The 26210-nt window shown below is 60.2% G+C and carries 17 protein-coding genes and 4 tRNA genes; 9 read left to right on the forward strand and 12 right to left on the reverse strand.

Annotation, left to right across the window (positions count from 1 at the left end; genetic code table 11):
* The first annotated feature begins 50 nt into the window (after positions 1-50).
* The 4 genes from ACQ4WN_RS08675 to ahpF all read left to right on the forward strand — a co-directional run bounded on the left by ACQ4WN_RS08675 (position 51) and on the right by ahpF (position 5916).
* Complete coding sequence (locus ACQ4WN_RS08675; RefSeq protein ID WP_436551162.1) at positions 51-2894, forward strand: EAL domain-containing protein; 2844 nt, start codon at positions 51-53, stop codon at positions 2892-2894.
* A 176-nt stretch (positions 2895-3070) separates the two neighbouring features.
* Positions 3071-3469 carry a DUF3597 domain-containing protein gene (locus tag ACQ4WN_RS08680; RefSeq protein ID WP_436551163.1) on the forward strand — a complete coding sequence of 133 codons (399 nt, stop codon included), beginning with the start codon at positions 3071-3073 and terminating at the stop codon, positions 3467-3469.
* Between the two features lie 188 nt (positions 3470-3657).
* Positions 3658-4221, forward strand: a complete 564-nt coding sequence (gene ahpC, locus ACQ4WN_RS08685; protein WP_102120961.1) for an alkyl hydroperoxide reductase subunit C — start codon at positions 3658-3660, stop codon at positions 4219-4221.
* Between the two features lie 99 nt (positions 4222-4320).
* Positions 4321-5916, forward strand: coding sequence for an alkyl hydroperoxide reductase subunit F (ahpF, locus tag ACQ4WN_RS08690; protein WP_436551164.1), 1596 nt, complete (start codon positions 4321-4323; stop codon positions 5914-5916).
* Positions 5917-5984: 68 nt separating this feature from the next.
* Here ahpF and ACQ4WN_RS08695 read toward each other — a convergent pair whose 3' ends face one another.
* From ACQ4WN_RS08695 to ACQ4WN_RS08730, 8 genes are all read right to left on the reverse strand, one after another.
* Positions 5985-6323 carry a CzcE family metal-binding protein gene (locus tag ACQ4WN_RS08695; protein WP_436551165.1) on the reverse strand — a complete coding sequence of 113 codons (339 nt, stop codon included), beginning with the start codon at positions 6321-6323 and terminating at the stop codon, positions 5985-5987.
* Between the two features lie 135 nt (positions 6324-6458).
* Positions 6459-7085 (reverse strand): ATP-binding cassette domain-containing protein, encoded by a 627-nt coding sequence (locus tag ACQ4WN_RS08700; protein ID WP_436551166.1) that lies wholly within the window; start codon positions 7083-7085, stop codon positions 6459-6461.
* Positions 7076-8083 carry a hypothetical protein gene (locus ACQ4WN_RS08705; RefSeq protein ID WP_436551167.1) on the reverse strand — a complete coding sequence of 336 codons (1008 nt, stop codon included), beginning with the start codon at positions 8081-8083 and terminating at the stop codon, positions 7076-7078. Before ACQ4WN_RS08705 ends, ACQ4WN_RS08700 begins: the two co-directional genes overlap by 10 nt.
* A 255-nt stretch (positions 8084-8338) precedes the next feature.
* Positions 8339-8415: transfer RNA gene (locus ACQ4WN_RS08710), tRNA-Asp, on the reverse strand.
* Between the two features lie 57 nt (positions 8416-8472).
* Positions 8473-8548 (reverse strand) — tRNA-Val (locus ACQ4WN_RS08715).
* Positions 8549-8765: 217 nt separating this feature from the next.
* Positions 8766-8842: transfer RNA gene (locus tag ACQ4WN_RS08720), tRNA-Asp, on the reverse strand.
* A gap of 54 nt (positions 8843-8896) precedes the next feature.
* A tRNA-Val gene (locus ACQ4WN_RS08725) sits at positions 8897-8972 on the reverse strand.
* A gap of 99 nt (positions 8973-9071) precedes the next feature.
* On the reverse strand, positions 9072-11207 hold the full coding sequence (locus ACQ4WN_RS08730; protein ID WP_436551168.1) for a S9 family peptidase: 2136 nt from the start codon (positions 11205-11207) through the stop codon (positions 9072-9074).
* Positions 11208-11380: 173 nt separating this feature from the next.
* Between ACQ4WN_RS08730 and dinB the strand changes: the two genes are divergently transcribed.
* The 3 genes from dinB to ACQ4WN_RS08745 all read left to right on the forward strand — a co-directional run bounded on the left by dinB (position 11381) and on the right by ACQ4WN_RS08745 (position 15003).
* Complete coding sequence (dinB, locus tag ACQ4WN_RS08735) at positions 11381-12535, forward strand: DNA polymerase IV (RefSeq protein WP_436551242.1); 1155 nt, start codon at positions 11381-11383, stop codon at positions 12533-12535.
* A 118-nt stretch (positions 12536-12653) separates the two neighbouring features.
* On the forward strand, positions 12654-13550 hold the full coding sequence (locus ACQ4WN_RS08740; protein WP_035823026.1) for a recombination-associated protein RdgC: 897 nt from the start codon (positions 12654-12656) through the stop codon (positions 13548-13550).
* A 160-nt stretch (positions 13551-13710) separates the two neighbouring features.
* Positions 13711-15003, forward strand: a complete 1293-nt coding sequence (locus tag ACQ4WN_RS08745; RefSeq protein ID WP_436551169.1) for a hypothetical protein — start codon at positions 13711-13713, stop codon at positions 15001-15003.
* 76 nt (positions 15004-15079) lie between these two features.
* Here the strand turns inward: ACQ4WN_RS08745 and ACQ4WN_RS08750 are convergent, their stop codons facing one another.
* Positions 15080-17851, reverse strand: coding sequence for a TonB-dependent receptor (locus ACQ4WN_RS08750; protein WP_436551170.1), 2772 nt, complete (start codon positions 17849-17851; stop codon positions 15080-15082).
* Positions 17852-18372: 521 nt separating this feature from the next.
* Positions 18373-18858, reverse strand: coding sequence for an asparaginase domain-containing protein (locus tag ACQ4WN_RS08755; RefSeq protein ID WP_034781194.1), 486 nt, complete (start codon positions 18856-18858; stop codon positions 18373-18375).
* Between the two features lie 177 nt (positions 18859-19035).
* Between ACQ4WN_RS08755 and ACQ4WN_RS08760 the strand changes: the two genes are divergently transcribed.
* Positions 19036-19809 carry an L-asparaginase gene (locus ACQ4WN_RS08760; RefSeq protein ID WP_436551171.1) on the forward strand — a complete coding sequence of 258 codons (774 nt, stop codon included), beginning with the start codon at positions 19036-19038 and terminating at the stop codon, positions 19807-19809.
* Here the strand turns inward: ACQ4WN_RS08760 and ACQ4WN_RS08765 are convergent.
* Positions 19797-20810: a D-2-hydroxyacid dehydrogenase family protein gene (locus tag ACQ4WN_RS08765; RefSeq protein ID WP_436551172.1), complete on the reverse strand. Its 1014-nt coding sequence runs from the start codon at positions 20808-20810 to the stop codon at positions 19797-19799. The two genes, ACQ4WN_RS08760 and ACQ4WN_RS08765, sit on opposite strands and share 13 nt — an antisense overlap.
* A gap of 328 nt (positions 20811-21138) precedes the next feature.
* On the opposite strand from ACQ4WN_RS08765, the gene ACQ4WN_RS08770 reads away from it, so the two are divergent.
* Positions 21139-23010 (forward strand): phosphoenolpyruvate carboxykinase (GTP), encoded by a 1872-nt coding sequence (locus tag ACQ4WN_RS08770; RefSeq protein WP_436551173.1) that lies wholly within the window; start codon positions 21139-21141, stop codon positions 23008-23010.
* 143 nt (positions 23011-23153) lie between these two features.
* On the opposite strand, the gene uvrA is transcribed toward ACQ4WN_RS08770, so the two are convergent.
* On the reverse strand, positions 23154-26003 hold the full coding sequence (uvrA, locus tag ACQ4WN_RS08775) for an excinuclease ABC subunit UvrA (RefSeq protein ID WP_436551174.1): 2850 nt from the start codon (positions 26001-26003) through the stop codon (positions 23154-23156).
* Positions 26004-26210 lie beyond the last annotated feature (207 nt).

Below are 26210 nucleotides of genomic sequence, written 5' to 3' on the forward strand. Positions count from 1 at the left end.
GCTACAATAGTCATACCCTGCCAGCTCGGCAGTTTCTGTGGTGTTTTGCCATGCTGATGAAAGCATCCGACGCTTTCCGCTCCTACTTGCCGCCCGCCGGCAGGTTGGTGCATGGCTGGCGCTGCTTTTTCTTCCTGCTGCTGTGCCTGGCAACGCCCGCCCGGGCGCTGGAACCCATCTCGCTGCAGCTCAATTTCACGCATCAGTTCCAGTTTGCCGGCTATTACGCGGCCATCGAGCAGGGTTATTACCGCGAGGCGGGGCTGGAGGTCAGGCTGCTCGAAGGCCGCGGCGTGCCGCCTGCCGAGGCCGCCGTGCTGACGGGGCAGGCCGAATATGGCATTGGCGACAGCACCTTGTTGCTCAGCCGCATAGCTGGTAAGCCGCTGGTGGTGCTGGCCGTGGTGTTCCAGCATTCGCCCAGCGTCCTGCTGATGCGCCAGCATGGCGGCGCGCCGGACGTGCACCGGCTGGCGGGCGCCCCCGTGATGACAGGCGCGCCCACCGACGTGGCGTTCGCGTCCGATGAAGTGTCGCTGTTCCTGAAGAAAATGGGCGTCGCACCGGAACAGATGCTGCACCTGCCACCCAGCTACCGGGTCGAGGATTTGATCGAAGGCAAGGTCGAGGCCATCGCCGCGTATTCCACCAACGAGCCGGACTATCTGGACCGTGTGGGCTTTCCCTATTACCAGTTTACGCCGCGCACGGCCGGCATCGATTTCTATGGCGACAACCTGTTTACCAGCGAGCACGAACTGCGCCGCCATCCCGAGCGCGTGAAAGCGTTCCGTGCTGCCAGCCTGCGCGGCTGGCAATACGCGATGGCGCATCGCGAGGAAATGGCGCAACTGATCCATCTCAAATACAGCCAGCGCCATGACCGCGCGCACCTGCTGTACGAGGCGCAGCAGATGGAATTGCTGCTGCAGCCGGAACTGGTGGAGCTGGGCTACATGAATCCCCAGCGCTGGCAGCATATCGCCGACACGTATGTCGCCATGGGCGTGCTGCCGCCCAATGCCACGGATAGCCACGCCTACAAGGGTTTCCTGTATCGCCCCGTACCAGGCGCCGACCTGGGTTGGTTGTACCTGTCGCTGGGCGTGGCGGGTAGCATGCTGGCCGTGTCGGCCGCCTTTCACTTCAGTAACCTGGCACGCGAGCGCCGCCGCACGGAAGAAACCATCCGCCAGGGGGAGTTGCGCTTTCGCACCATGTTCGAGGAAGCGCCCATGGGCATCGCCCTGATCGATACCGTGAGTGGACAGTTTCTGGATATCAATCCGCGCTATCTGGCCATCGCAGGACGTAGCCTGGAGCACATGAAGCGGTCGAGCTGGATGGAAATCAGCCATCCCGACGACGTGGCTGGCGAGCAGGCGCACGTGGCGCAGTTGCTGGCGCGGCGCATGCCGGGCTTCCGCCACGCCAAGCGCATCGTGCGCCCCGATGGCGGCGTGGTGTGGGTCGATGCCTCGGTGACTGCCATCGCCACGGCGCGCCATGGCGCGCCGCAGCACCTGTGCATGCTGGAAGACGTGACGGACAAGCGGCAAACGGAAGCGCTGATCTGGCAGCAAGCCAATTTCGATACCTTGACGCAATTGCCGAACCGGCGCATGTTCCATGAGCGTTTGCGCCTGGCGCTGGCCCAGGGCCGGCGCGATACGAGCCGCGTGGCCATCCTGTTCATCGACCTCGATCATTTCAAGGAAGTCAACGACACCCTGGGCCACCATCAGGGCGATATCTTGCTGATCGAAGCGGCGCGGCGCATCCGCGTGGGCGTGCGTGAGACGGACACGGTGGCGCGCCTGGGCGGCGATGAATTCACGGTGATCCTGTCCGATGTCGACGATCTGCAGCAAGTGGACCGCATCGCGCGGCAGATACTCGACGGCTTGCTGGCGCCGTTCTTGCTCGGACAGGAGCAGGCGTTCGTCTCGGCTTCGATCGGCATCACCCTGTATCCTGACGACGCGGGTACGATCGAGGACTTGCTCAAGCATGCGGACCAGGCCATGTATGTGTCGAAAGGCGCGGGGCGCAACCGCTATAGCTACTTTACGCCCGCCATGCAGGTGGCGGCCGTCAACCGCATGCGCATGGGGGCAGACCTGCGCACGGCCTTGCGCGAACAGCAGATGCAGCTGCATTACCAGCCCATCGTTGAACTGCATGGCTGCACTATTGTCAAAGTGGAAGCTTTGCTGCGCTGGCACCATCCGCAGCGAGGCATCGTGTGTCCGCCCGATTTCCTGGCAGTAGCCGAGAGCAGCGACTTGATCGTCGACATTGGCAACTGGGTGCTGCGCACGGCGGCCGCGCAACTGCTGCGCTGGCGCGCGCAGGGCCAGGCCATCGGCTTGCCAGGGCTGCAACTGTGCCTGAACCAGTCACCGCTGGAGCTGCAACGCGAAGCCGAGGCGCCCGGCACCTGGCTGCGCCAGCTGATGGCGCTCGATGTGCCACCCTCGGCCATCGTGCTCGACATGCGCGAAGATGCGCTGCTGGGGACCGGCAGCGGCATGGCGCAGCGGCTGCAGCACTTGCGCGAGGCGGGCTTGCAGATCGCCCTGGACGACTTTGGCAGCGGCCCCGCCTCGCTGACGCAATTGCAGCAGTGCGGTATCGACTACCTGAAGCTCGACGGCGTGCTGGTGCGCAAGCTGGCGCCCGGTGCCAGCGAACTGGTGTTGTGCGAAGCCATCGTCACCATGGCCCACAAGCTTGGCTTGCAAGTCATCGCCGAGGGGGTGGAGACGCCAGAGCAGCGCGCGCGGCTGCTGGAGATCGGCTGTGACTTTGCGCAAGGCGATTTGTTTGCGCCGCCGCTGGCCATCGAAGCGTTCGATGCGCTGCTGCACGCCCAGCGGCCCTTGCACCCTTGAAACAGGCGCGCGCTGCCACCAGATGTCCACTGGCCCTGCGGGACAGGGCTCCCGGCCTGAACGGGCTTATACTCGACGGGCTGGCGCCTGCGCCCGGCTCCAGCTGTCACCGGTTCGCGTTATGAACCGGGCGCGCAGGCAAACCTTCTTCCATTCACTCAACTCGAGGTGACCTCATGGGCATTTTCAGCAATATCTATAACAAAATCTTCCACCATGCGTCCGATGCTGCCCCGGCAGCCACGCCAGCCGCCGCTACCGACGCGCCAGCGGCGGCGGCACCAGCGGCAGCACCTGCTCCAGCGGCAGCCGTGCCGGTGGTGGACGTGGAAGTGGTGCTGGTCGACCTGGCCAGCAAGAACGCGGAAACACTCAATTGGCGCACATCCATCGTCGATCTGATGAAATTGCTGCAGCTTGACAGCAGCCTGGCCGCGCGCAAGGAACTGGCACAAGAGCTGCACTTCACAGGTGACACCAACGATTCGGCCAGCATGAATATCTGGCTGCACCGCCAGGTGATGATCAAGCTGGCGGAAAACGGCGGCAAGGTACCGGAAGAACTGAAGAACTAAACACCTGGCGGCGGCAGGGGTATCCACTGTCACCGCTATCCAATCCTGTGGGAACTGCCTATCATGGGGTTCCCATAGTGTCGCGATAGCTAAAACCAATTGAAACTATTGTGACAATCAATTTTGCATATGGATTAAAACCCCTTACACTAGGGTCTTACTGATTCACCACACGAGAGGAAATGACTATGTCGCTCATCAATACCCAAGTTAAACCATTCAAGGCAACCGCATTCCACAATGGCAAATTCGTCGACCTGACGGAAGCGTCGCTGAAAGGCAAGTGGTCGGTATTCGTGTTCTACCCAGCCGACTTCACCTTCGTTTGCCCAACCGAACTGGAAGACCTGGCCGATCACCACGCCGAGTTCCAGAAGCTGGGCGTCGATGTCTACGGCATCTCGACCGACTCGCATTTCGCGCATAAAGCATGGCACGACACCTCGGACGCGATCAAGAAAGTGCAATACGCACTGATCGGCGACCCAACCGGTACCCTGTCGCGCAATTTCGAAGTCATGATCGAAGAAGAAGGCATGGCTCTGCGCGGTACCTTCGTCATCAACCCGGACGGCTTCATCAAAGTGCTGGAAGTGCATGACAACGGCATCGGCCGTGACGCAGCGGAACTGTTGCGCAAAGTCAAGGCAGCTCAATACGTTGCCGCTCACCCAGGCGAAGTTTGCCCAGCCAAATGGACGGAAGGCGCAGCAACCCTGACCCCATCGCTGGACCTGGTTGGCAAGATCTAAATCTTGAAGCAGCAAGCAGCAAACAAGTAGTTACCGCGATGCCGGACCGGGTGTCCGGCCCGGCATTCGCCTAAATATTTGTAGAAAAGGAAAAAAATCATGTTAGACGCAACCCTCAAAACCCAACTGAAATCCTACCTGGAAAAAGTGGTGTATCCGCTTGAGCTGGTCGCTTCTCTCGATGACAGCGCAAAAGCCCGCGAGATGAAGGAATTGCTCCAGGAGATAGTCCTGTTGAGCGACAAGATCACGCTGGTCGAGCGCACAGACGCTGGCGTGCGGACCCCGTCGTTCAGCATCAACCGTGCAGGCTCCGACATCGGCGTGCGTTTCGCCGGTGTGCCGATGGGCCACGAATTTACTTCCCTGGTGCTGGCGCTGCTGCAAGTGGGCGGCCACACCATCAAGTTCGACGAAGCCGTGATCGAACAGATCCGCAACCTCGATGGCGATTACGAGTTTGAAACGTTTATTTCGCTCTCCTGCCATAACTGCCCGGAAGTGGTGCAGGCATTGAATGCCATGGCGGTGATCAACCCGCGCATCAAGGTCACCACCATCGATGGCGGCGTGTTCCCGAAAGAAGTGGAAGAGCGCCAGATCATGGCCGTGCCGATGATGTTCCTGAATGGCGAGCATTTCGGCCAGGGACGCACGAATGTCGAGGAAATTCTCGCCAAGCTCGACACCAACGCCGGCGCACGTCAGGCTGAAGCACTGAACAAGAAAGACGTCTTTGATGTGCTGATCGTCGGCGGCGGCCCTGCCGGTGCGGCAGCGGCCATCTACGCGGCCCGCAAAGGCATCAGGACGGGCGTGCTGGCCGAGCGTTTCGGCGGCCAGACCCTCGACACCATGGCCATCGAGAATTTTATTTCCGTCAAGGAAACCGATGGTCCGAAGTTTGCCATGGCGCTGGAACAGCACGTCAAGACCTATGACGTCGATATCATGAACACCCAGCGCGCCAGCAAGCTGACGCCAGGCAAGCTGATCGAGATTGAAACGGCGAATGGCGCCATCCTGAAAGCCAAGACCATCATCCTGGCCACTGGTGCGCGCTGGCGCGAAATCAACGTGCCGGGCGAGAAGGAATACCGCAACCACGGCGTGGCGTACTGCCCGCACTGTGATGGTCCTTTGTTCAAGGGCAAGCGCGTGGCCGTGATCGGTGGCGGCAACTCGGGCGTGGAAGCGGCAATCGACCTGGCCGGCCTGGTGAAACACGTGACCCTGATCGAGTTCGGCGCGGAATTGCGCGCCGATGCGGTGCTGCAACGCAAGCTGCACAGCCTGCCTAACGTGACCGTGATCACCTCGGCGCAAACCACCGAGATCCACGGCGACGGCAAGATCGTCAATGGCCTGAGCTACACGGACCGGGTCAGCGGCGCATCGAACAAGGTCGAGCTGGAAGGCGTCTTCGTGCAAATCGGCCTGGTGCCGAACACGGAATGGCTGAAAGGGACGGTAGCGTTGTCGCGCCACGGTGAAATCGAAGTCGACGCCCGCGGCCAGACCTCGATCCCCGGCGTGTTTGCCGCCGGCGACGTCACCACGGTGCCGTACAAGCAGATCATCATCGCCACTGGCGAAGGTGCAAAGGCAGCCCTGTCCGCCTTTGACCACCTGATCCGCTCGGATGACGAGGAAGTGGTCGAAGAGTCGGCAGCGAAAGAAGCATTGACGGCGTAAATCTTCACGTTAAAAAAAACCGGAACGGCCGCGAGGCTGTTCCGGTTTTTTTTATGCGTAGAGGAAACTTAGCTGCCCGCGTACAGGGGATTGGCGGCCACATATACCTGGACGCCGTCGACGGGCATGTCCTTGGGCGCGATCTCGCTCAGGGCGAAGACAGTCTTGTTGTTGAAGGTTTGCACGTGCCACGTAAAACGCTGGCCGGCGCGCGCGATGGTGACGGTTTCGCCGCGCGTGACGTTGATGTGCCGCGTATCGGCCTGCAGTTCGATGCTGCGCTGCGCGGCGGCGTGCGGGGCGCTGCTGCCATAGTCGGCGGGCGTGCCCGTGGGGCCGGCCGCGATGGCCGAGGCGCCGAAGGCGGCGCACAAAATCGCCAGGGCGCTGCGGTGGGTGTTCAACATATTAATCTCCAAGAATAAGCCAGGCGCGGTGAATAACCGTGCCGTGTTGTCGTCGTGGCTGCACCGGGATCGCCGGTTTTTGCAACACGGCATCGTAAGCTGTCCTTGGCCGATCTGCAAAGCTGTATTTCCTGTCTATATTTCCACCGTCGCCGCCAGCGGCACGTCCGGCACCAGATGGCTGGTCAGCACGATGCACTGGCGCGCCAGGCGGGACGGCTCGGACAGGCGCGTGCGCAGATGCGCCATGGCCGCCGCGTCGAGGCCATTGAACGGTTCATCGATCAGCAGCAGGCGCACGGGCAAGGCCAGCGCCAGGGCCAGTTGCAGCTTTTTGTGCTGGCCCAGCGAGAGGTCGGTAATGCTTTGCTGCAAGGTCGGCATCATGGCAAATGCGCTCAGCTCGTCATTCAGCAGGGACTGGTCGCTGCCCGGGTACAGGGCCAGGTGCAGGTCGAGCATTTCGTGCACTTGCAGCCAGGGCAGGGAAGGGGCGTCGCCACCACAATAAAAGGCCTGGGCGCGGTAGGCCAGCGGCATGAAACCGCTGTCGATGTCGTCCAGGCGGAGGGCGCCGCGCGCGGGCAGCAGTGCGCCACCCGCCAGTTTCAGCAAGGTCGTCTTGCCGGCGCCATTCGCGCCCCGCAGCCAGGTGATGCCAGGGCCGAATTGCTGGCTGAATCCCTGGAAGACGCTGTGCGTCGGGAAGTGAAAATCGAGGTGCTCGATGTGCAGGGTGGGAGAAGAGGCATTCAATTCCATAATTCGCTTCCGATAGCGCTCAAGGCAAGGATGGACAGCACGACGAGGACGACGCGTCCGCGCGCCGTCAGGCGGGGCAGGCCGACGATGGCCAGCAAGGCCGCACTGGCGGCGAGGGCATACACGCTGGTGACGCGCTGCTGCAAGGCGGCGGGGTTAATGTTGTACAGCAAGACAGCGCCTGCCAGCAGCACGGCAAACGGTGGCAGCAGGCTCACTACGCAAGCCAGGCGTGTCAAGGCCGTGCTGGCCAGAGGCCAGGCGTTCAGTGATGGATGCAGCAAGCCGATCTGCTCGCGCACGGCCTTGTCGCCCCGGTCCGTCACAATGACCAGGCTGGCGCTGGCCAGTAAACCGAGCAGCGGCGCGGGCACCAGGGGTGCACGCAGCAGCCAGGCCAGCATGCTGGCGCCAGCCGTGGCCAGCAGCACGCTTTGCTGGATGCCAATCATATTTTCCTTGCGCCAAAACGGTAGCCAGAACAACTGGCGCCACAGAAACACGGTGCGCCAGCGGGGCCGTTGCGGCACATAGGTGCTCATCGTTGGCGGGCGCGCCCTTTGTGCTGGGCGTGGCGCGCGCAGGCGCTGCGCCATGATGAGCGTCGTCAGCAGCCAGGCCAGCAGCCAGGCGACGATGGTGGCGGCGATGCCGGGCGCGACAATTGGGCGCAGCCAGGGTGGCGACTGCAGCAGCCAGATGGTGGTCGAGATGGCATAGGCGAGGCCCAGCGGCAGCATCAGCAAACCGGCCACGGCCACGTCGGCTTGCCAGCGCAAGCGCGTCGGCAAGGGCAGCTGGCGCAGCCAGGCGGCGACGGGAGCCGGCAACAGCCGTTTGCGCAGCAGCCAGACGGGCAGGCAGGTCAGCATGACTTGCGCGCTCACGACAGCCAGGGCGGCGGGCCAGGGCAGGCTCGCGGCGAGAAAGCCAGGCAGGGCGATGACGCTGAGCAGACCCAGCAGGACGGGTCCGGCCAGGAAAAAGAAGATCTCCATGGAACTCCTTAGGCTGGCGGCAAATTGCAGCAAAGCATGATGGGCCAGGCGCAAGCGCAGGACGAGGTAGGGGGAAAGACTGGGGGGCAGGCGCATCAGGCAGGAGCTGCAGAGTCAGGACGAGCGCTGATTCTAACAGCCGGGGTCAGACCCCCGGACAAGTTAGCTTTGAGCTTGACGTTGGCGGTGTTGAGGGTCTGACCCCACAATGGGAAAAGCCCTTCGGTTCAGAGAACCAAAGGGCTTTTCTTTTATTGGCGGAGCGGACGGGACTCGAACCCGCGACCCCCGACGTGACAGGCCGGTATTCTAACCAACTGAACTACCACTCCAAGCTCGTATGATCTGTGTTGCTGATCCATGAAGCACTGGATAATTTTCTGTATTGGTGGTGGGTGCTGAGAGGCTCGAACTCCCGACCTACGCCTTGTAAGGGCGCCGCTCTACCAACTGAGCTAAGCACCCGCATACCCAGAAAACTATCCCGACGTTTGTCACCACGTCTGGAAGAGGCACTATTATAGGGGGCGCTTTCCCGCTTGTGCAACTATTCTTGGGGGCTAAAAGCAGTTTTTTTGCTGAAAAGCGCAAAAATGTTCATGGAAGGGAGTGCTGACGTGTTTTTTGCTTCTGAAATGGGAAAAGCCCTTCGGTTCAGAGAACCAAAGGGCTTTTCTTTTATTGGCGGAGCGGACGGGACTCGAACCCGCGACCCCCGACGTGACAGGCCGGTATTCTAACCAACTGAACTACCACTCCAAGCTCGTATGATCTGTATTGCTGATCCATGAAGCACTGGACAGTTTTCTGATTTGGTGGGTGCTGAGAGGCTCGAACTCCCGACCTACGCCTTGTAAGGGCGCCGCTCTACCAACTGAGCTAAGCACCCGTTGCTTGTCTCAGAAAACCATCCCGACGTTTGTCACCACGTCTGGAAGAGGCGCTATTATAGGACGACGTAAATCCTTGTGCAAGCGCTTTTTTCACATTATTCCGTGATGTTCCATTGGGAAAGCATCCACGCCATATTAAATGCGTTCTCGGCGATGGCGTTGTAGCGGCCGGAAGCGCCACCGTGGCCGGCGCCCATATTTGTTTTCAGCAGCAGGGGATTGCTGTCCGTCTTATACGCGCGCAGCTTGGCCACATACTTGGCCGGTTCCCAGTACATCACCTGGCTGTCGTTGAGGCCCGTCGTCACCAGCATGGCTGGATAATTCTTGCGCGTAATGTTGTCGTAGGGCGAGTAGCTGAGCATGTAGTCGTAGGCTGCCTTCTGGTTCGGGTCGCCCCATTCCAGGTATTCGCCCGTCGTCAGGGGCAGGCTGGCGTCCATCATGGTGTTCATCACATCGACGAACGGTACGGCCGCGTGCACGGCGTGGAACAGTTCGGGACGCATGTTGACGACGGCGCCCATCAAGAGGCCACCGGCGCTGCCGCCCTGGATGATGAGGCGGTTCGGACTCGTCCATTTTTCGCGCACCAGGTAGTCGGCGCTGTCGATGAAGTCATTGAAGGTGTTTTTCTTCTTCATCAGCATGCCGTCTTCATGCCAGGCTTCGCCCATGTCGGTGCCGCCGCGGATATGCGCCTGCGCATAGATGACGCCCCGCTCCAGCAGGCTGATGCGGCTGATGGAGAAAGTGGCTTCCGTGGAAATGCCATACGAGCCGTACGAGTACAGCAGCAGCGGCGCGGAACCGTCGAGCTTGACGCCCTTCTTGTAGACGACCCACAGCGGCACCTGCACGCCATCGCGCGCTGTTACCCACAGGCGCTGCGTGGTGTAGCGGCTGCCGTCAAAGCCGCCGACAATTTCCTGCTGTTTCAGCACCGTGCGCTTGCCATCCTTCATGCTGACATCGATGACGGTAGGCGGCGTGACGGGCGACTGGTACGACATGCGAAATTGCGTGGCGTTAAATTCGGGCGTGCCGGCCGCCGTGGCCAGGTAGACGGGGTCGTCGAACTGCACGGTTTTCCAGTTCTTTTGCGCAAAATCATAGATGCGCGCGCGGTTCAGTGCGCGCGCCTTTTCCATCACCACCAGGTAGCCCTGGAACACGTCGATGGACTGGATCACCGCGTCCTTGTTGTGCGCAACGACGGGTTTCCAATTTTTCGGCTGCGGCGCAGACAGCGGTGCGCTGACGACGCGGAAATTCTTCGCCTCCTTGTTGGTGAGAATGTATAGCTGGCCGTCGCGGTGTTCGACGCCGTAGCGGTGGCCCTTTTCACGCTTGAGCACGCTCTGGAAACTGCCTTCCGGCTTGTTCGTTGGCAATAGCAGCACTTCGCTGGTATCCGTGCTGCCCGAGGTCAGCACAAAGTAGCGTTTGTCCTGCGTGCGACCCACATTGATGGCGAACTGCTCCACCGGCTCGTGGTAGACCTGCTGCGGCGTGCCGCCCAGGGCCAGGCGGAACAGGCGGTCCGAGCGTTTGGTGGTGGCGTCTTCCTGGGCCAGCATCAGGGTGGCGTTATCCGCCGCCCAGGCCAGCGATGTCACGCGTGGCATGGTATCAAGCAGCAGCTTGCCCGTCTTCAAATCCTTGACATGCAGCTCGTACTGGCGGAAACCCGTCGTGTCGGTGGTGTAGGCCAGCAATTGTTCATTCGGGCTGATGGCAAACGCGCGCACGGCAAAGAATTTGTGGCCTTCGGCCAATTGATTCTGGTCCAGCAGGATTTCTTCGACCGCCTGCGCATCGTAGGCGCCATGCGCACCGACAGGGCGGCGGCAGTGAAGCGGGTATTGCTTGCCCGCTTCCGTGCGCGTGTAATAGTAAAAGTTACCCTGGCGCGCAGGCACGGACAGGTCGACTTCCTGCATGCGGCCCTTGACTTCCGCAGCCACCTTGTCGGCCAGCGGCTGGATCGGGGCCGTGACGGCGGCCGTGTAGGCATTTTCCGCATTCAGGTAGTCGATGACGGCAGGATCGGTCTTCTTTTGCAGCCAGCGGTAGTCGTCCGTGACGACGGTGCCGTGGCGCGTTTCCTGCCAGGCTGTTCTGGCGGCGACGGGCGCGGTATCGGCGGCGAGCGCGGATGGCGCCAGCGTGGACAGCACGATGGATGAGCAGACGGCCAGATGGCGCAAAGCTTGATGTGCTATAGACAAGGCAACTCCTTTGAATAGTTGTGTCAGGATTGTAATCTTGCTATTGAGAAAAGCAACCGCCGTGCTCATGCGTTTCAACTTGCATCCATGGGGATTTCCAGCGATACTGTATATAATTACAGTATTCATCTGCATCCTGCCGCGAGGTGTCCTTGACCACATCTGCCCCTGCCTTGCCTGAAGCCCGCCGCTGGATCGCCCACCTGGACATGGATGCCTTCTTTGCCTCCGTGGAACTGTTGAAATATCCCGAATTGCGCGGCGAAGCCGTCGTCATCGGCGGCGGCCGGCTGCAGCAACCGGTGCTGCAGGAGGATGGCACGCGGCAATTTGCGCGCATGCGCGACTACGTGGGGCGCGGTGTCGTCACCACCTCGACCTATGCGGCGCGCAAGTTTGGCGTGTTTTCCGCCATGGGCATCATGAAGGCAGCGAAATTGGCGCCGGACAGCATCCTGTTGCCCGCCGATTTCGAGGCTTACCGCGAGTATTCGGCCCGCTTCAAGCAAGCCGTGGCCCATCTGTGCCCCATCATCCAGAACGTGGGCATCGATGAAATCTATATCGACCTCACCGAATACGGCGAGCAGGCGCCGGCCATGGCGGCGCGCCTGAAGGCGGCCGTGTTCGAGGCGACGGGCCTGTCGTGCTCGGTCGGCCTGGCGCCCAACAAATTGCTGGCAAAAATCTGTTCCGACCTGGAAAAGCCCGACGGACTCACCATTTTGTCGCCCGAGGATGTTGAAACGCGCGTGTGGCCCTTGCCGGCAAAAAAGATCAACGGCATCGGCCCGAAGGCCACGGCCAAGCTGGAAGCGCTGGGCATCGTCAGCATCGGTGAACTGGCGCAAGCCGACCTGGCCATGCTGCGTACGCAGTTCGGCGACCTGTACACGGGCTGGCTGCGCCAGGCGGCGCTGGGCATCGATGAGCGGCCCGTGCAGACGAGCAGGGAAACCAAGTCCGTCAGCCGCGAAACGACGTTTGAGCGCGACTTGCAGGTGGTGCGCGACCGCGCCACCCTGTCGGAAAAGCTGGAAAGCCTGTGCACGCGCGTGGCGGGCGACCTCGACAAGCAGTCGCTGGCGGGGCGTACGGTGGGCATCAAGCTGCGCTTCGAGGATTTCAGCACCGTCACGCGCGATATCACCCTGCCCAGCGCCACGGCGGACGCCGCCGCCATCCTGCGCGCCAGCCGCGATTGCCTGCGGCGCGTGCCATTTGAAAAGAAAATCCGCCTGCTGGGCGTGCGCATCTCGACCTTGTGCGATCCGGCCGTGGTGACGCGGCAGGCGCCAGCCCAGGCGGAGCTGTTTCCCGCCCTGTAGCGGCATTCCCTGTTGATTATAAGCATCGCGCCAGTCCGCGCTTTTGACGGCATTCCTGTGTCGAAAGTGTAGAATGGCGTTCCCCTGGCACTACTGAAACAAACGGAAGACAAAAACTATGTGGTTCAAGAATCTTCAGATTTACCGCCTGCCCGCACCATGGGCTTATACGCCAGAACAACTGGAAGAGGCCTTGTCCTCGAACAAATTTACGCCGGCGACCAGCATGGATCTGATGCGCCAGGGCTGGGATACGCCACGCCCGAACGGTGGCCTGGTCCACGTGGTCAACAAGCAAATGCTGATCTTGCTGGGCACGGAAAAGAAACTGTTGCCAGCGACCGTCATCAACCAGGTGGCCAAGGCCCGCGCTGCCGAGATGGAAGAAGCGCAAGGCTTTGCGCCTGGCAAGAAAGCCATGAAAGAATTGAAGGAACGCGTGGCCGACGAGCTGCTGCCGCGCGCCTTCAGCATCCGCAGCAACGTCTGGACCTGGATCGACCCCGTCAATGGCTGGCTGGTGGTCGATGCCGCCAGCCCGGCAAAAGCCGATGAAGTCATCAAGCTGCTGTTGAAAGCCGTCGACAAACTGCCGCTGGAAAGCCTGCGCGTGCAGCGCTCGCCCGTGGCGGTGATGACGGAATGGCTGCAGGCCGACGATGCGCCTGCCGGCTTCACGGTGGACATGGACACGGAATTGCGCGCCACGGGCGAAAGCAAGGCCACCGTGCGCTACGTGCGCCACACCCTGGAAGCGGACGACGTGCGCCGCCACATCGCCGCCGGCAAGCAGTGCACGCGCCTGGCCATGACGTGGAATGACAAGATCTCGTTCGTGCTGACGGAATCGCTGGCCATCAAGAGCGTCAAGCCGCTGGACGTGATCAAGGAAACGGAATCGAGCACGAAGAATGACGAAGAGCGTTTCGACGGCGACGTGATGCTGATGACGGGCGAGCTCGCCAAGCTGATGGCCGACGTAGTCGAAGCTTTGGGCGGTGAAGCGACGGCGTAAGTACAAGCATCCATGCGTGACGGACGGCCCGCTGGCATTGCCCAGCGGGCCGTTTTACATTGGACAAGCACCGTCGACATTCCGCAGGAATTTTCCACGTGGAAATAATATTACTGTGATATCGTTACTATCCTGATATTGATTATTTCTACATTTACTCATGCACAAGTATTTCCAGCGCTGTTGCGCCGTCCTTATCCTCGGGGCCACGCAGGTGGCTTCCGCCCAGGGGCAACTATCCGACACTACCCTGCGCGAGCTGAGCGCTTGCGATGCCTCTTTTTTCCGCAGCTTGCACCAGGACAGCGCGGCTCTGGCCGGCAGCGTGCCGCTGGCCACGCGCGGCGATACCAGCTGGATCAAGGTTCCCAACCGTTATCAGACCAAGGCCGGCAGCATCCTGTTTGCCACTCCCTTGCGCGCAGGCGGCTTGACCTTGCTTGGCTATACGGATGAAGTGTCGGATTTGGGCAGCCTGGGCCGCTATTACAGCTGGGGCTTCCTGATGGCCGGCAAGGCCGACGCGGTGTACCGGCAACTGCTGCCCCTGATCCACGATGCCCGGCGCATGCGCGCCGATGATGGCGCGTATGTGCGTTCCGACGTGCGCCTGCCTGGCGGGCCGTGGCAGGCGTTTGCTTCCGCCTCCGGCGTGGCGGCCGGACGGGACAAGGTCGAACGCGTGTTCCTGATCGAGCCGCACGAAGAGCTGCAAGGCGTGGTGCGCGTCGGCTGTTCGCTGCAGGGCGGTGTCGACGCCGCCCTGCTGCGCGAGGCGCGTCCCGACATCGATGCCAGCGAGTATCCGGCGGCCCCGAATGCCGCGGGCGCGTTTGACAGTGCGCCGCTGCCGCGGGAGGTGCTGGCTGTCACGCAAGCGGCCCTGGCGGCGGCGCCCGTCTGGCGACCGCGCTTCAAGACGCTGCGTTTTTCCCAGCAGTCCACCACGCCCGGTCAACCTGATGTGGACACGGTGGTCGATCATGAATTGCGCGAGCGCGATGGCCTGGTCGTCACGAGCGAGCATTACAGCACCTTTACCATGCAGCGCTTGCAAGTTGCGGGCCTGTTTCAGTTGCGGGCCGCAGAGAAGAATGATGTCAGCAACAGCTATCTGGCGACCTCCAGCCTGTCACTGCCGCTGCCGGCGAGTTTATCTCCCGGCACGCGGTTTCAGACAAGCATGACCACAATGAACGTGCCCGCCAAGCCAGGCGAGCGGCCAGAGCAACTGATTACGCTGTGTGAAGTGAAGGATACCCTGCAGGCCAGTACGATTTCCGCTGGTCTGCAAGGCGAAGCGACCCGCTTTGTCTGTACCTGGCAGAAAAATGCGTATGTGGTCGAGAGTGCCTTGCTGCATGACTTGGGCGTTGCCGTGCAATTGCGTACGGTATCGAAAGATTACGGTGAGAGCCACTACCGTTATCTGAATGTCCAGGTAACAAAATAGCTGTGCGACAAGAAAAAAGCGCCTTGCACGGTGAAGTGCAAGGCGCTTTTCAGACAAGCTAATTCACAACGTCACATTAGAACTTGTAGTTGCCGGTAATGTAGAACGAACGCATCATTGGATCGGCGTAGCGTGGGTCGAAGCCAACCTGGTGACCGGACGAAGCGCGCAGCGACAGCGGCGGTGCACGGTCGAACAGGTTTTTGATGCCTGCGCGGATCGTGGTTTGCTTGTCAAAGGCGAAACGTGCTTGCCAGTCGAACGTGGTGTACGACGGAACTTGCAGGCGGAAACCCTTCACTTCTTTTGCGGCTGCTACGTCATACACGGTCGCGGCTGCATCGGTGTAGCCGTTACGGTAGTTGACCGTTACCGTGTTGCTCAAGCGGCCCGTATCCAGGGTCGTCGTCAGCTTCATCAGGTTGCGGAACGTGACTTCGTTGGTGTCGCCGAAGAAGTTCATGTTGCTGGTGAACACATTGTTGCTACCGGCCTTGGTGTAGTTGGCGTGTAACATGTGCGTACCGCTCAATTGGGCGGTCAGCTTGCCGAAGTCAAACTTATGGTTGGCCGACAGATCCCAGTCGATACCACGGTATTCCTTCTTGCCGATGTTGACCGACAGTTTCTTGAACGCGTAGTAGGTATTGCCGGTCGATGGTTCCTTGTAGGTCGAGAAGCTCGTTGCGTACTTGACCGGATCGGCAAATGCTTGCTCTTCGGTGATTTCCGATACAGCATTGCTCAGTTTCACGTCCCACAAGTCGGCGCCGAACGAGAAGGCCGCGCTAGGCTCGACACGGAAGCCCAGGGTGAACTGCTTCGATTTTTCCGATTGCAGTTCTGGATTGCCTTGTGACACAGCGTTGTATTGCGTTGTTTCACCGCGGCAAAGTGGCGAACCTGGGGTCGGGCAGTCAAATTTCTTGGCGGTAAAGCCGGCGTTGACCAGTGGCTGAGCGATGTCCAGCATGCTTGGCGCCTTGAAGCCCGTGCCGTAGGAACCACGGATCAGTACGGTTTGTACCGGCTGCCAGCGTGCCGATACCTTGTAGGTATTGGCGCTGTCTTTTTTGCCGATAGTTTTGTTGTTCAGCTTGTCATCGATCGCCTTGACAGCATCGTAACGGCCGCCAACGGTCATTTCGAACGACTTGGCCAGCGGAGCCAGCAACTCGACGAACGCGCCGTAGGTGTCGCGGCTCATGTCGTAGGCAGGCTTCGTGTTGAAGCTGTAGATGTCGTCACCGGTGGCGCCTGGCGACTGCTCGTAGCGGTAGGTGCGGTAGTCGCCGCCGATACCGAGGCTGGCTTTGCCGCCTGGCAAGGAGAACAATTCACGCGAGCCGTGTGTATCGACGCCGCGCATCGTGGTCGATGCGGTGCGTACCGAACCGACGAATTGTGCGCCTGCGACTTGCGCTTGCACGGATGGCTTTTGCGTCGTTGCAAACGGGTTGAAATCCGGATTGGCCAGGATATCCTTGAATGCCTGGTTTTTCTGGTAACCGCTCGTGTAGCGCTCGTCGATCGAGTTTTGCGACCAGGTCAGGCCGCTCTCGAAGTTCCACGCGCCCAGTTCGCCTTCCACGCCCACCACCATGTGTTTGGTTTGGGTAATGGTCTGGCTGGCACGCAAACCGAAGTCGGTGCTGCGGTAGTTGGCCGTGATCGATTTGATGTCTGCCTGTTGCGCTGGCGACAGGTAGGGTTGTACGTAATTCGCGTAGGCGGAAGGATTTTTGAACACCAGTTTCTCAACGCCGGTGACAGGGTCTTTTTCCGTTTGCGCGATCGAGATGGGGATCGGGTTGGCGGCGATACGTGCCGTCAGGTCGTAGCGCGAGTAGGCCAGTTCCGCAAACGCGTTCAGGTTGTCATTCAGCTTGTACGTTGCTTTGGAGAACAGGCTGTCGCGTTTCGATTGCGGCACGATTTCCACGGTGGAACCGGTGTCGAAGCCGCAAGCGTTTTTATTGCTGGTCGTGACGTAGGAATTGTCAGGGCAATTTCCGTTGTTTTGCTTCAGATACGGCGTGAAGACCGTCGAAGTGGTGCTGTTGTTGTAGGCAACAGTGGCGCCTGCCGGCGAGGCCGAGGTGCTGGTACGGTCCCAGATGTAGTTCTTGCCGCCGCGGGCGAATTTCAGGTACGAGGTATCGGCGAACGCGCGGTCGGTCGCGATCAGTTTCGACTGCTCGTCGTGGCGGTACGATACCAGCACGTTGAAGCGGTCTTCGTCCAGGTCGCCGAAGCCGTAGGTGACGCTGGTATTCCAGGCGTTGCCGCCCTTGTCTTCCGGACCGCCATACGTGGCTTCCAGGGTGGCGCCTTGCTGGTTTTTCTTCAGGATGAAGTTCAGCACGCCGGCGATGGCGTCCGAGCCGTACAGGGCCGAAGCGCCATCGGTCAGGATTTCGACGCGCTCAACGGCGCTCATCGGGATGGCGTTCAGGTTGACCGTGGTGCCGGAACCTTGTGGCGCGATGCGGCGGCCGTTCAACAGTACCAGGGTGTAGGTCTCGCCAATGCCGTGCAGCGATGCGCTGGTATTGCCGCCCGAGTCGGAACCTGCGGCGACTGCACCGATGGTGAAGCCTTGCATCGCGGGCAGGGCCTGGATCAGGTCGGCTACCGAGGTGGCGCCCGATTTGGCGATCGCTTCTTGCGTCAGGCGCTGCACTGGCAGTGCGCCTTCGACGGCGATACGCTTGATACTCGAACCGGTAATTTCAACTTTTTGAATTGCTTCGTCCGCCATGGATTGGCCAGAGAACAAGACGCTACCTGCCAGAACGGTCAGGGCCAGGCGTACGCTGCGCACGCCGATTTTTTCTTTAAATGCCATTGTAACAATTACTCCGTAGTAGTTTTAATAACGACAAGCGGTACACGAGCACGTATCGAGCCATCGGATAGATGACCAGCGGTGCTCGTGTACGGTAGGCGGAACCACGTCGGTGGGAGGTGGAAGACTACTTAGCGCAATATTGTTATAAATGCACTTATGACTTGTCGAGGCGAACATTATGTCGTCTCAGCAAGAAAAAATGCACCCCAACCGTGTCGGATTTGGCAATAAATTATGGATACAGAAGAATATATAACTCAATTGTTAAATTGCAGTTTTATATTTAATAATATCGATGTTTTTATAAATGATAGATGGCGTTTTTTTGCAACATAAAATTATTATATTGGCAATTTGATGTTTTACCTATAATAATTCGATGAAATATGTTGTATTGCTGAATTTATGAAAGGCGAAAAAACGTAAAAAAAGCCCGTTGGAACGGGCTTGTCGAATTGTGACAGAGTGTCAGTCAGACCGGTTGCCGGTCTGCTTTTGCGTCCTGTCCTGCGATCGGCTTACAAGGGCTGGAACACGCCGGCGGCGCGGTTCTTTTGCACGTTGTCCCAGGCGAAGATCTGGCCATTCATGGCCACGTACACGCCGGCTGGCAAGGTTTGCGCCACGCCACAGGCAAAGCCCAGGTTGAACAGGGCGTCGGAGTTGTCGATTTCGTAGGGAATCATGGCGCCCGTCAAAATCACCGTTTGCTGCAGGTTCGCCGCGCCCAGTACTTGCGCCGTTTCGCGCATGGTATCGGTGCCGTGGATGATGACGATGGCTTTTTCCTGCGCCGCGCGGCACGAGGCCAGCACGCGCTGACGGTCCGCATCCTGCATGTCGAGCGAGTCCAGTAGTGGCAGTTGCTCCAGGGCCACGGGTGCCGTCATGCGCGCGCGGGCAATCGCTGCCGGCAAATGACTGTCGGAAAAGCCCAGGGTACCGTTCAATTCGTTGTAGTGTTTGTCGAAAGTGCCGCCAGTGGCGAGTATGCGCAAAGTCATGATGTGGTCACGATGTCAGTGGAGAATGACGCGCATGATAGCGTGGATTGGCACCGTTGCGTGAATGGGTGCTGCAATGGGACGGCGTGCTTGCCGCCTGCGTTTGCGCCGCATCTGGAAAATCTGGCCATCTGTGAGTACACTGGTTTCTTTGTTTGCCTGCCATCCCGATTCCGTATGAAAGCCCTCGCTCCCGGCACCGTCATTTTTCACCGCCACCGCGGCTATGGCGTCATCACGTCCGTCAATCTGCTGACGGGCTGGATCGCCGCCCGTTTCGGCAGCGAAGCGCGGACCCTGGACTTGAACCTGTCGACCGACGATGTGCAGTTTGCCGATGGCGAAGCGATCCTGTTTCGGCGCGCGCCACCGGACCGCATGCCGCATGCGCGCCTGATGGCCATGGTGCGCGAGCTGCACCAGGCCGGTTATCAAAAACTGTATCTGTATTCCTGGCCGAAACCGTCGGGCCTGCATTGGCGCTGGCATTTGTTTACGGGGCCGCGCGACTGGATGCAGCGGCCCTGGCGCGAAGGCTGGTATGGCTCGGGTGCTGATTACAACGTCAACCCCGTGATGGGCTGGGGCGATACGCCCGGCGCCACCACTGGCGAGCTGATCGATGCCTTGGCCCGTTTCGACCCGCAGGGGCTGGCGCAGGCGCTGGGGCGCGACGACGACCACACCGAGTGGTTTGGCCGCGTCTGCGACGCCTTGTTGCCTAATTACATGTACAGCCTGGACATGCAGCGTAACCCGGGCGAACCCTTGGCCGATATGCCGCCCGTACCGGTAGTCGCCGTGCGCGCCGGCGTGGCACCGTACGAGGGGCCGGACATCGCCTGGCCGCCCGGCTGGGCCGGCCTGTGGCGCGGCCGGCACGTGCTGCCGGCGCCCGCCATCCACATCACGGGCAAGCCGGACCTCATCAAGGGCTTTCAGCGCTCCTGAGGGGATTGCCGCGCGTGCTGCAACACCTCGGGATTGAGCAGGCGGGTGCATTGCCCCTGCGCAAAATCGACGATGTTTTGCAAGGCGTAGCGGAAATACAGTTCATAGCTGTCACGCTCGACGTAGCCCAGGTGTGGCGTGGCCAGCACGTTCGGCAGCAGCAGTAGTGGCGAGCCTGGCGGCAGCGGCTCGTCCTTAAACACGTCCAGCGCGGCGGCGCCCGGGCGTCCCAGCGGCAGCGCTGCTTCCAGCGCGCCATCGGCTACCAGCTCGGCGCGGCTGGTGTTGACGAACAGGCTGCTCGGTTTCATGTGCGCCAGGTCTTCGGCAGTCACCAGACCGCGCGTCTTGTCGGACAGGCGCAGGTGCAGGGTCAATACGTCCGCCTGTTCAAAGAAGGCCTCGCGCGATGAAGCCGCCGTATCGCCGGCCGCCACGGCCGCCGCGCGGCTCGCTTCGCTGCCCCACACGAGGATGGTCATGCCGAAGGCCCGGCCATAGCCGGCGATCAATTGACCGATCTTGCCGTAGCCCCAGATCGCCAGGGTGCGTCCCTTGAGCACCGTGCCCAGCGTATTGCGCGCTGGTTCCAGCGACGACGTCTGCCACAGCCCCTCCTGTAAATGTTGCGCGTACGGCACGATCTTGCGTTGCGCCGCCATGATCAGCGCCCACGTCAGTTCGGCCGGCGCCGTGGGTGAACCGATGCCTTCCGCGATGGCGATACCCAGTTCGGTGGCAGCCGCCACGTCGATGTGTCCGCTGACCTTGCCGGTTTGCGAAATCAGTTTCAGATTCGGCAGTTTCGACAGCAAGGCGCGGTTGAAACCAGTGCGTTCACGGATCAGCACCAGCGCGTCGAACGGCGCCAGGCGGATCGCCAGCTGGCCCAGGCCCCGCGCCGTGTTGCTGAACACTTTGACCTCGTGACCATCGAGCAATGGGAAACAATCGAGGCCGCGCACGGCATCCTGATAATCATCGAGTAGGGCAATTTTCATGGTGGATGGCCGATTATAGTAAGGATTTGGTAGGGAAATAACAGGATACGGGGAATGCTGAATAGCCTACTACATTAGTCAAGCTATTCTCCTACATTTTTGCGAGAATAGCTGATTGGCGGGTGTACAATCGCCGGCACTTTTGAAGCTTCCTGAGTATAGTGATAGCGCAAACTGTTCCCGCAGCCTGGGTGCATGATCCAGGTAAACGACACCAGAGCCCTGCCCGCGTGAAGACGCCGCCTGCAGTGAGCCGCAGCCACCTCTCAACGATGCTGCCTGTCTTGCCGGAACGACCAGAATTTCTTTTATTGGTATTGGAGGTAATATGAATCAGCCCGTCATGGGTGGCGTCGCCGCACTCAACGTCCCAGCTTATATTAAACAACAGAAACTGATCAACTGGGTGGCCGACATTGCCGCGCTGACCAAGCCGGAGCGTATTTACTGGTGCGATGGTTCGCAAGAAGAGTACGAGCGCCTGTGTGCCGAAATGGTTGCCAGCGGCACCATGAAAAAACTGAATGCCGAAAAGCGCCCGAATTCCTACCTGGCCTGCTCCGATCCGAGCGACGTGGCCCGCGTCGAAGACCGCACGTATATCTGCTCGGCAACAAAAGAAGCGGCTGGCCCGACGAATAACTGGACTGAGCCTGGCGAGATGCGCCACACCTTGAACGGCCTGTTCGATGGCTGCATGCGCGGTCGTACCATGTACGTCGTGCCGTTCTCGATGGGCCCGCTTGGGTCGCCCATCGCGCACATCGGCGTGGAACTGTCCGATTCGCCGTATGTCGCCGTCAACATGAAGATCATGACCCGCATGGGCCGTGCCGTGTACGACGTGCTGGGTACCGACGGCGCCTTCGTGCCGTGCGTGCACAGCGTGGGCGCACCGCTTGCGGCCGGCCAGGCCGACGTGAAATGGCCGTGCAACAGCACCAAGTACATCGTGCATTTCCCGGAAACGCGCGAAATCTGGTCTTTCGGTTCGGGTTACGGCGGCAATGCCTTACTGGGCAAGAAATGTTTCGCCCTGCGCATCGCCTCGAACATGGGCTACCAGGAAGCGCAAGCGTCCGACAACAACCCGGGCTGGCTGGCCGAACACATGCTGATCCTCGGTGTGGAATCGCCGGAAGGCAAGAAGCATTACGTGGCGGCAGCGTTCCCATCGGCGTGCGGCAAGACCAACTTCGCCATGCTGATCCCGCCGGCAAGTTTTAATGGCTGGAAAGTGACCACCATCGGCGACGATATCGCCTGGATCAAGCCGGGTGCCGATGGCCGTTTGTATGCCATCAATCCGGAAGCCGGTTATTTTGGCGTGGCGCCGGGCACCAACGAGAAAACCAACTACAACTGCATGGCCTCCATGCGCGACAACACGATCTTTACCAACGTGGCGCTGACGGATGATGGCGATGTCTGGTGGGAAGGTTTGACGAAAGAAGCACCAAGCCACCTGATCGACTGGCAGGGCAAGGACTGGACGCCGGCGTCCGGTACCAAGGCGGCGCACCCGAACGCGCGCTTCACTGTTGCTGCTACGCAAAACCCTGTCATCGACGCAGCCTGGGACGATCCGGCCGGCGTGCCGATCTCGGCCTTCATCTTCGGTGGCCGCCGCTCGACCACCGTGCCGCTGGTGACGGAAGCGCGCAACTGGGTCGAAGGCGTCTACATGGCCGCCACCATGGGCTCGGAAACGACGGCCGCCGCCGTGGGCCAGATGGGCGTCGTGCGCCGCGATCCATTTGCCATGTTGCCATTTATCGGCTATAACATGAGCGATTACTTCCAGCACTGGCTGGACATGGGCGTCAAGGTGGGTAAAGTCAACCCGGCCGCCCTGCCGAAGATCTATTGCGTCAACTGGTTCCGTACGGACGAGGCAGGCAAGTTCGTCTGGCCTGGCTTTGGCGACAATATGCGCGTGCTGAAATGGATGCTGGAACGCATCGAAGGCAAGGCGGGTGGTGTGGAAAACCTGTTCGGCACGACGCCGCAGTATGGCGACCTGAACTGGGATGGCTTGCCATTCACGCAAGAACAGTTCGACACCATCACGTCGATCGACAAGGCGGCATGGGTGGAAGAATTGAAATTGCATACGCAGTTGTTTGAAAAACTCGCGTATCATCTGCCGCAAGAATTGGCAGATAACAAGGCTGCGCTGGAAAAGCGGCTGAGTGCATAAAGTTTAGTAGTGGGGGGAGAAACACGTCGGCGAAGACTGGCGTGCGATAAATGACACGCCGGCAATGACTGGGGTGCTATCAAAAAGAGAAACGGCGCGGATTGCATGAGCAATCCGCGCCGTTTTTTATTGCGCTGCCGTCGTTACTGCTTCAGCAGTGGTCCCAGGTACTTGCCCGTCACGCTGGCCGGGTTCAGCGCCACGTCTTCCGGCGTGCCCGTGGCGATGATCTGACCGCCGCCGGCGCCCCCTTCAGGGCCCAGGTCGACGATCCAGTCGGCCGTCTTGATGACGTCCAGATTGTGCTCGATGATGACGAGGGTGTTGCCCTGGTCGCGCAGGCGGTGGATGACTTTCAGCAGCAAATCGATATCGTGGAAGTGCAAGCCTGTCGTCGGCTCATCGAGGATGTACAGGGTGCGGCCCGTGTCGCGTTTTGACAGTTCCAGCGACAATTTGACGCGCTGCGCCTCGCCGCCGGACAAGGTGGTGGCGCTCTGGCCCAGCTTGATGTAGCCCAGGCCCACGTCGAGCAGCGTTTGCAACTTGCGCGCGATCAAGGGGACGGGCTTGAAGAATTCATGCGCTTCTTCCACCGTCATGCCCAGCACTTCCGTGATGTTCTTGCCCTTGTATTGCACTTCCAGCGTTTCGCGGTTGTAGCGCTTGCCGTGGCACACGTCGCACGGCACGTAGACGTCGGGCAGGAAATGCATCTCGACCTTGATCACTCCATCGCCCTGGCACGCTTCGCAGCGTCCGCCCTTGACGTTGAACGAGAAGCGGCCCGCGCTGTAGCCCCGTTCCTTGGCCGTCGGCACGGTGGAGAACAAGTCGCGGATCGGCGTAAACAAGCCCGTATAGGTGGCCGGATTGGAACGCGGCGTGCGGCCGATGGGGGCCTGGTCGACGGAGATGACCTTGTCGAAGTGCTCCAGGCCGCTGATCGATTCGTGCGGCGCCGGTTCCGTCTGCGAACCGTACAGATGGCGCGACAGGGCCGGATACAGGGTATCGTTGACCAGCGACGATTTGCCGGAGCCGGATACGCCGGTGACGCAGGTCATCAAGCCCACCGGCAAGCTCAGCGATACCTTTTTCAGGTTATTGCCCGTCGCGCCAGTAATGAGCAGCTGTTTTTCCGGATTGCTGGCGTGACGCTTGGCCGGCACGGCGATTTTCAGCTTGCCGTTCAGGTATTGCGCCGTCAGCGATTTCTTGTTTTTGAGAATGTCTTGCAGCGTGCCTTCGGCGATGATTTCGCCGCCGTGCACACCCGCGCCGATGCCCATGTCGACGATGTAGTCGGCCGTGCGGATGGCGTCTTCGTCATGCTCGACCACCAGCACGCTGTTGCCGATGTCGCGCAAGTGTTTCAGCGTTTCGATCAGGCGGTCATTATCGCGCTGGTGCAAGCCGATCGACGGTTCATCGAGCACATACATGACGCCCGTCAAACCGGAGCCGATTTGCGATGCCAGGCGGATGCGTTGTGCTTCGCCACCGGAGAGCGTGTCGGCGCTGCGGTCCAGCGACAGGTAATCGAGGCCCACATTGTTGAGGAATTTCAGGCGCGAAATGATTTCCTTGACCACGCGGTCGGCAATTTCTTTCTTGGCGCCCGTCAGTTTCAGCTTTTCAAAGAATTCCAGCGTTTCGCGCAGCGGTTTTCCTGCCACTTCATAGATGGCGCGCTGCTGCTTGCCCGTGCCGACCTTGACGAAGCGCGCTTCCACGCGCAGGCGTGCGCCATCGCATGAGGGGCAGCATTTTTCATTGATGAACTTGGCCAGTTCTTCCTTGACGGCCATCGAATCCGTTTCGCGGTAGCGGCGCTGCAGATTGTTGACCACGCCTTCGAACGTGTGTTCCTTGATGACAGTGCGGCCCCGTTCGTTCACATAAGTAAACGGAATCACTTGCTTGCCGGAACCGTACAGCACGGCTTGCTGGGCATTCAATGCCAGTTGCTCGAACGGCATGTCCAGGTCGAACTCGTAATATGCGGCCAGGTTCGACAGCATCTGGAAGTAAAACTGGTTGCGGCGGTCCCAACCCTTGACGGCGCCCGAGGCCAGCGACAGGTTCGGGAACGCGACGATGCGTTTCGGGTCAAAGAATTCGATGTGCCCCAGGCCGTCGCATTCCGGGCAGGCGCCCATGGGGTTGTTGAACGAAAACAGACGCGGTTCCAGCTCCTGCAGGGAATAGCCACACACATTGCAGGCGAATTTGTTGGAGTACACGTGTTCCTGGGCGGTATCCATTTCGTAGGCGATGGCGCGGCCATCGGCCAGGCGCAGGGCCGTTTCGAAACTTTCCGCCAGGCGCTGTTTGATTTCCTGGTTCACCTTGACGCGGTCGATGACGACGTCGATCGTATGTTTTTCTGTCTTCTTTAATTTCGGCAGGTCATCGACTTCATAGATTTTCGCCGCATGCGTGCCGCTCTGCACGCGAAAGCGCACGAAACCCTGCGCCTGCATCTGCTCGAACAGGTCCACGTGTTCACCCTTGCGGTTGGCGACGACGGGCGCGAGTATCATCAGCTTGGTGTCTTCCCGCATGGCCAGCACGGCATCGACCATTTGCGACACGGATTGGGCGGCCAGCGCGTTTTCCGGGTGGTCAGGGCAGTAAGGCGTGCCGACACGCGCGTACAGCAGGCGCAAATAATCGTGGATTTCCGTCACGGTGCCCACCGTCGAGCGTGGGTTGTGCGAAGTTGCCTTCTGTTCGATGGAGATGGCTGGAGATAGGCCTTCGATCAGGTCGACGTCCGGCTTTTCCATCAGTTGCAGGAACTGGCGGGCATACGCCGATAGCGACTCGACATAGCGGCGCTGGCCTTCCGCGTACAAGGTGTCGAAGGCCAGCGAAGACTTGCCGGAGCCGGATAAGCCAGTAATCACGATCAGCTTATTGCGCGGCAAATCGAGATTGATATTCTTGAGGTTATGCGTGCGAGCGCCGCGAATGCGGATCTGTTCCATGTGATTGCCTTGCTTTCAGTGAGTGGTGCGGCCGGCGCATTGTGCCTGGGTGCAGATGAGGAGCCACAACGGGTCAACCTGTAACTATAGCCGGGTTTTGCTCTGCATGCCTGAGGCGTCCATGGGCGGATTGCGCCGCCGGGCGAACGTGCCCCGACAAAGTTTGATACAGATGCGTGCAGACGCTTAAACACTGTATATAATACC

Source organism: Janthinobacterium pasteuri, from assembly GCF_051380775.1.
Lineage (GTDB): Bacteria > Pseudomonadota > Gammaproteobacteria > Burkholderiales > Burkholderiaceae_D > Janthinobacterium.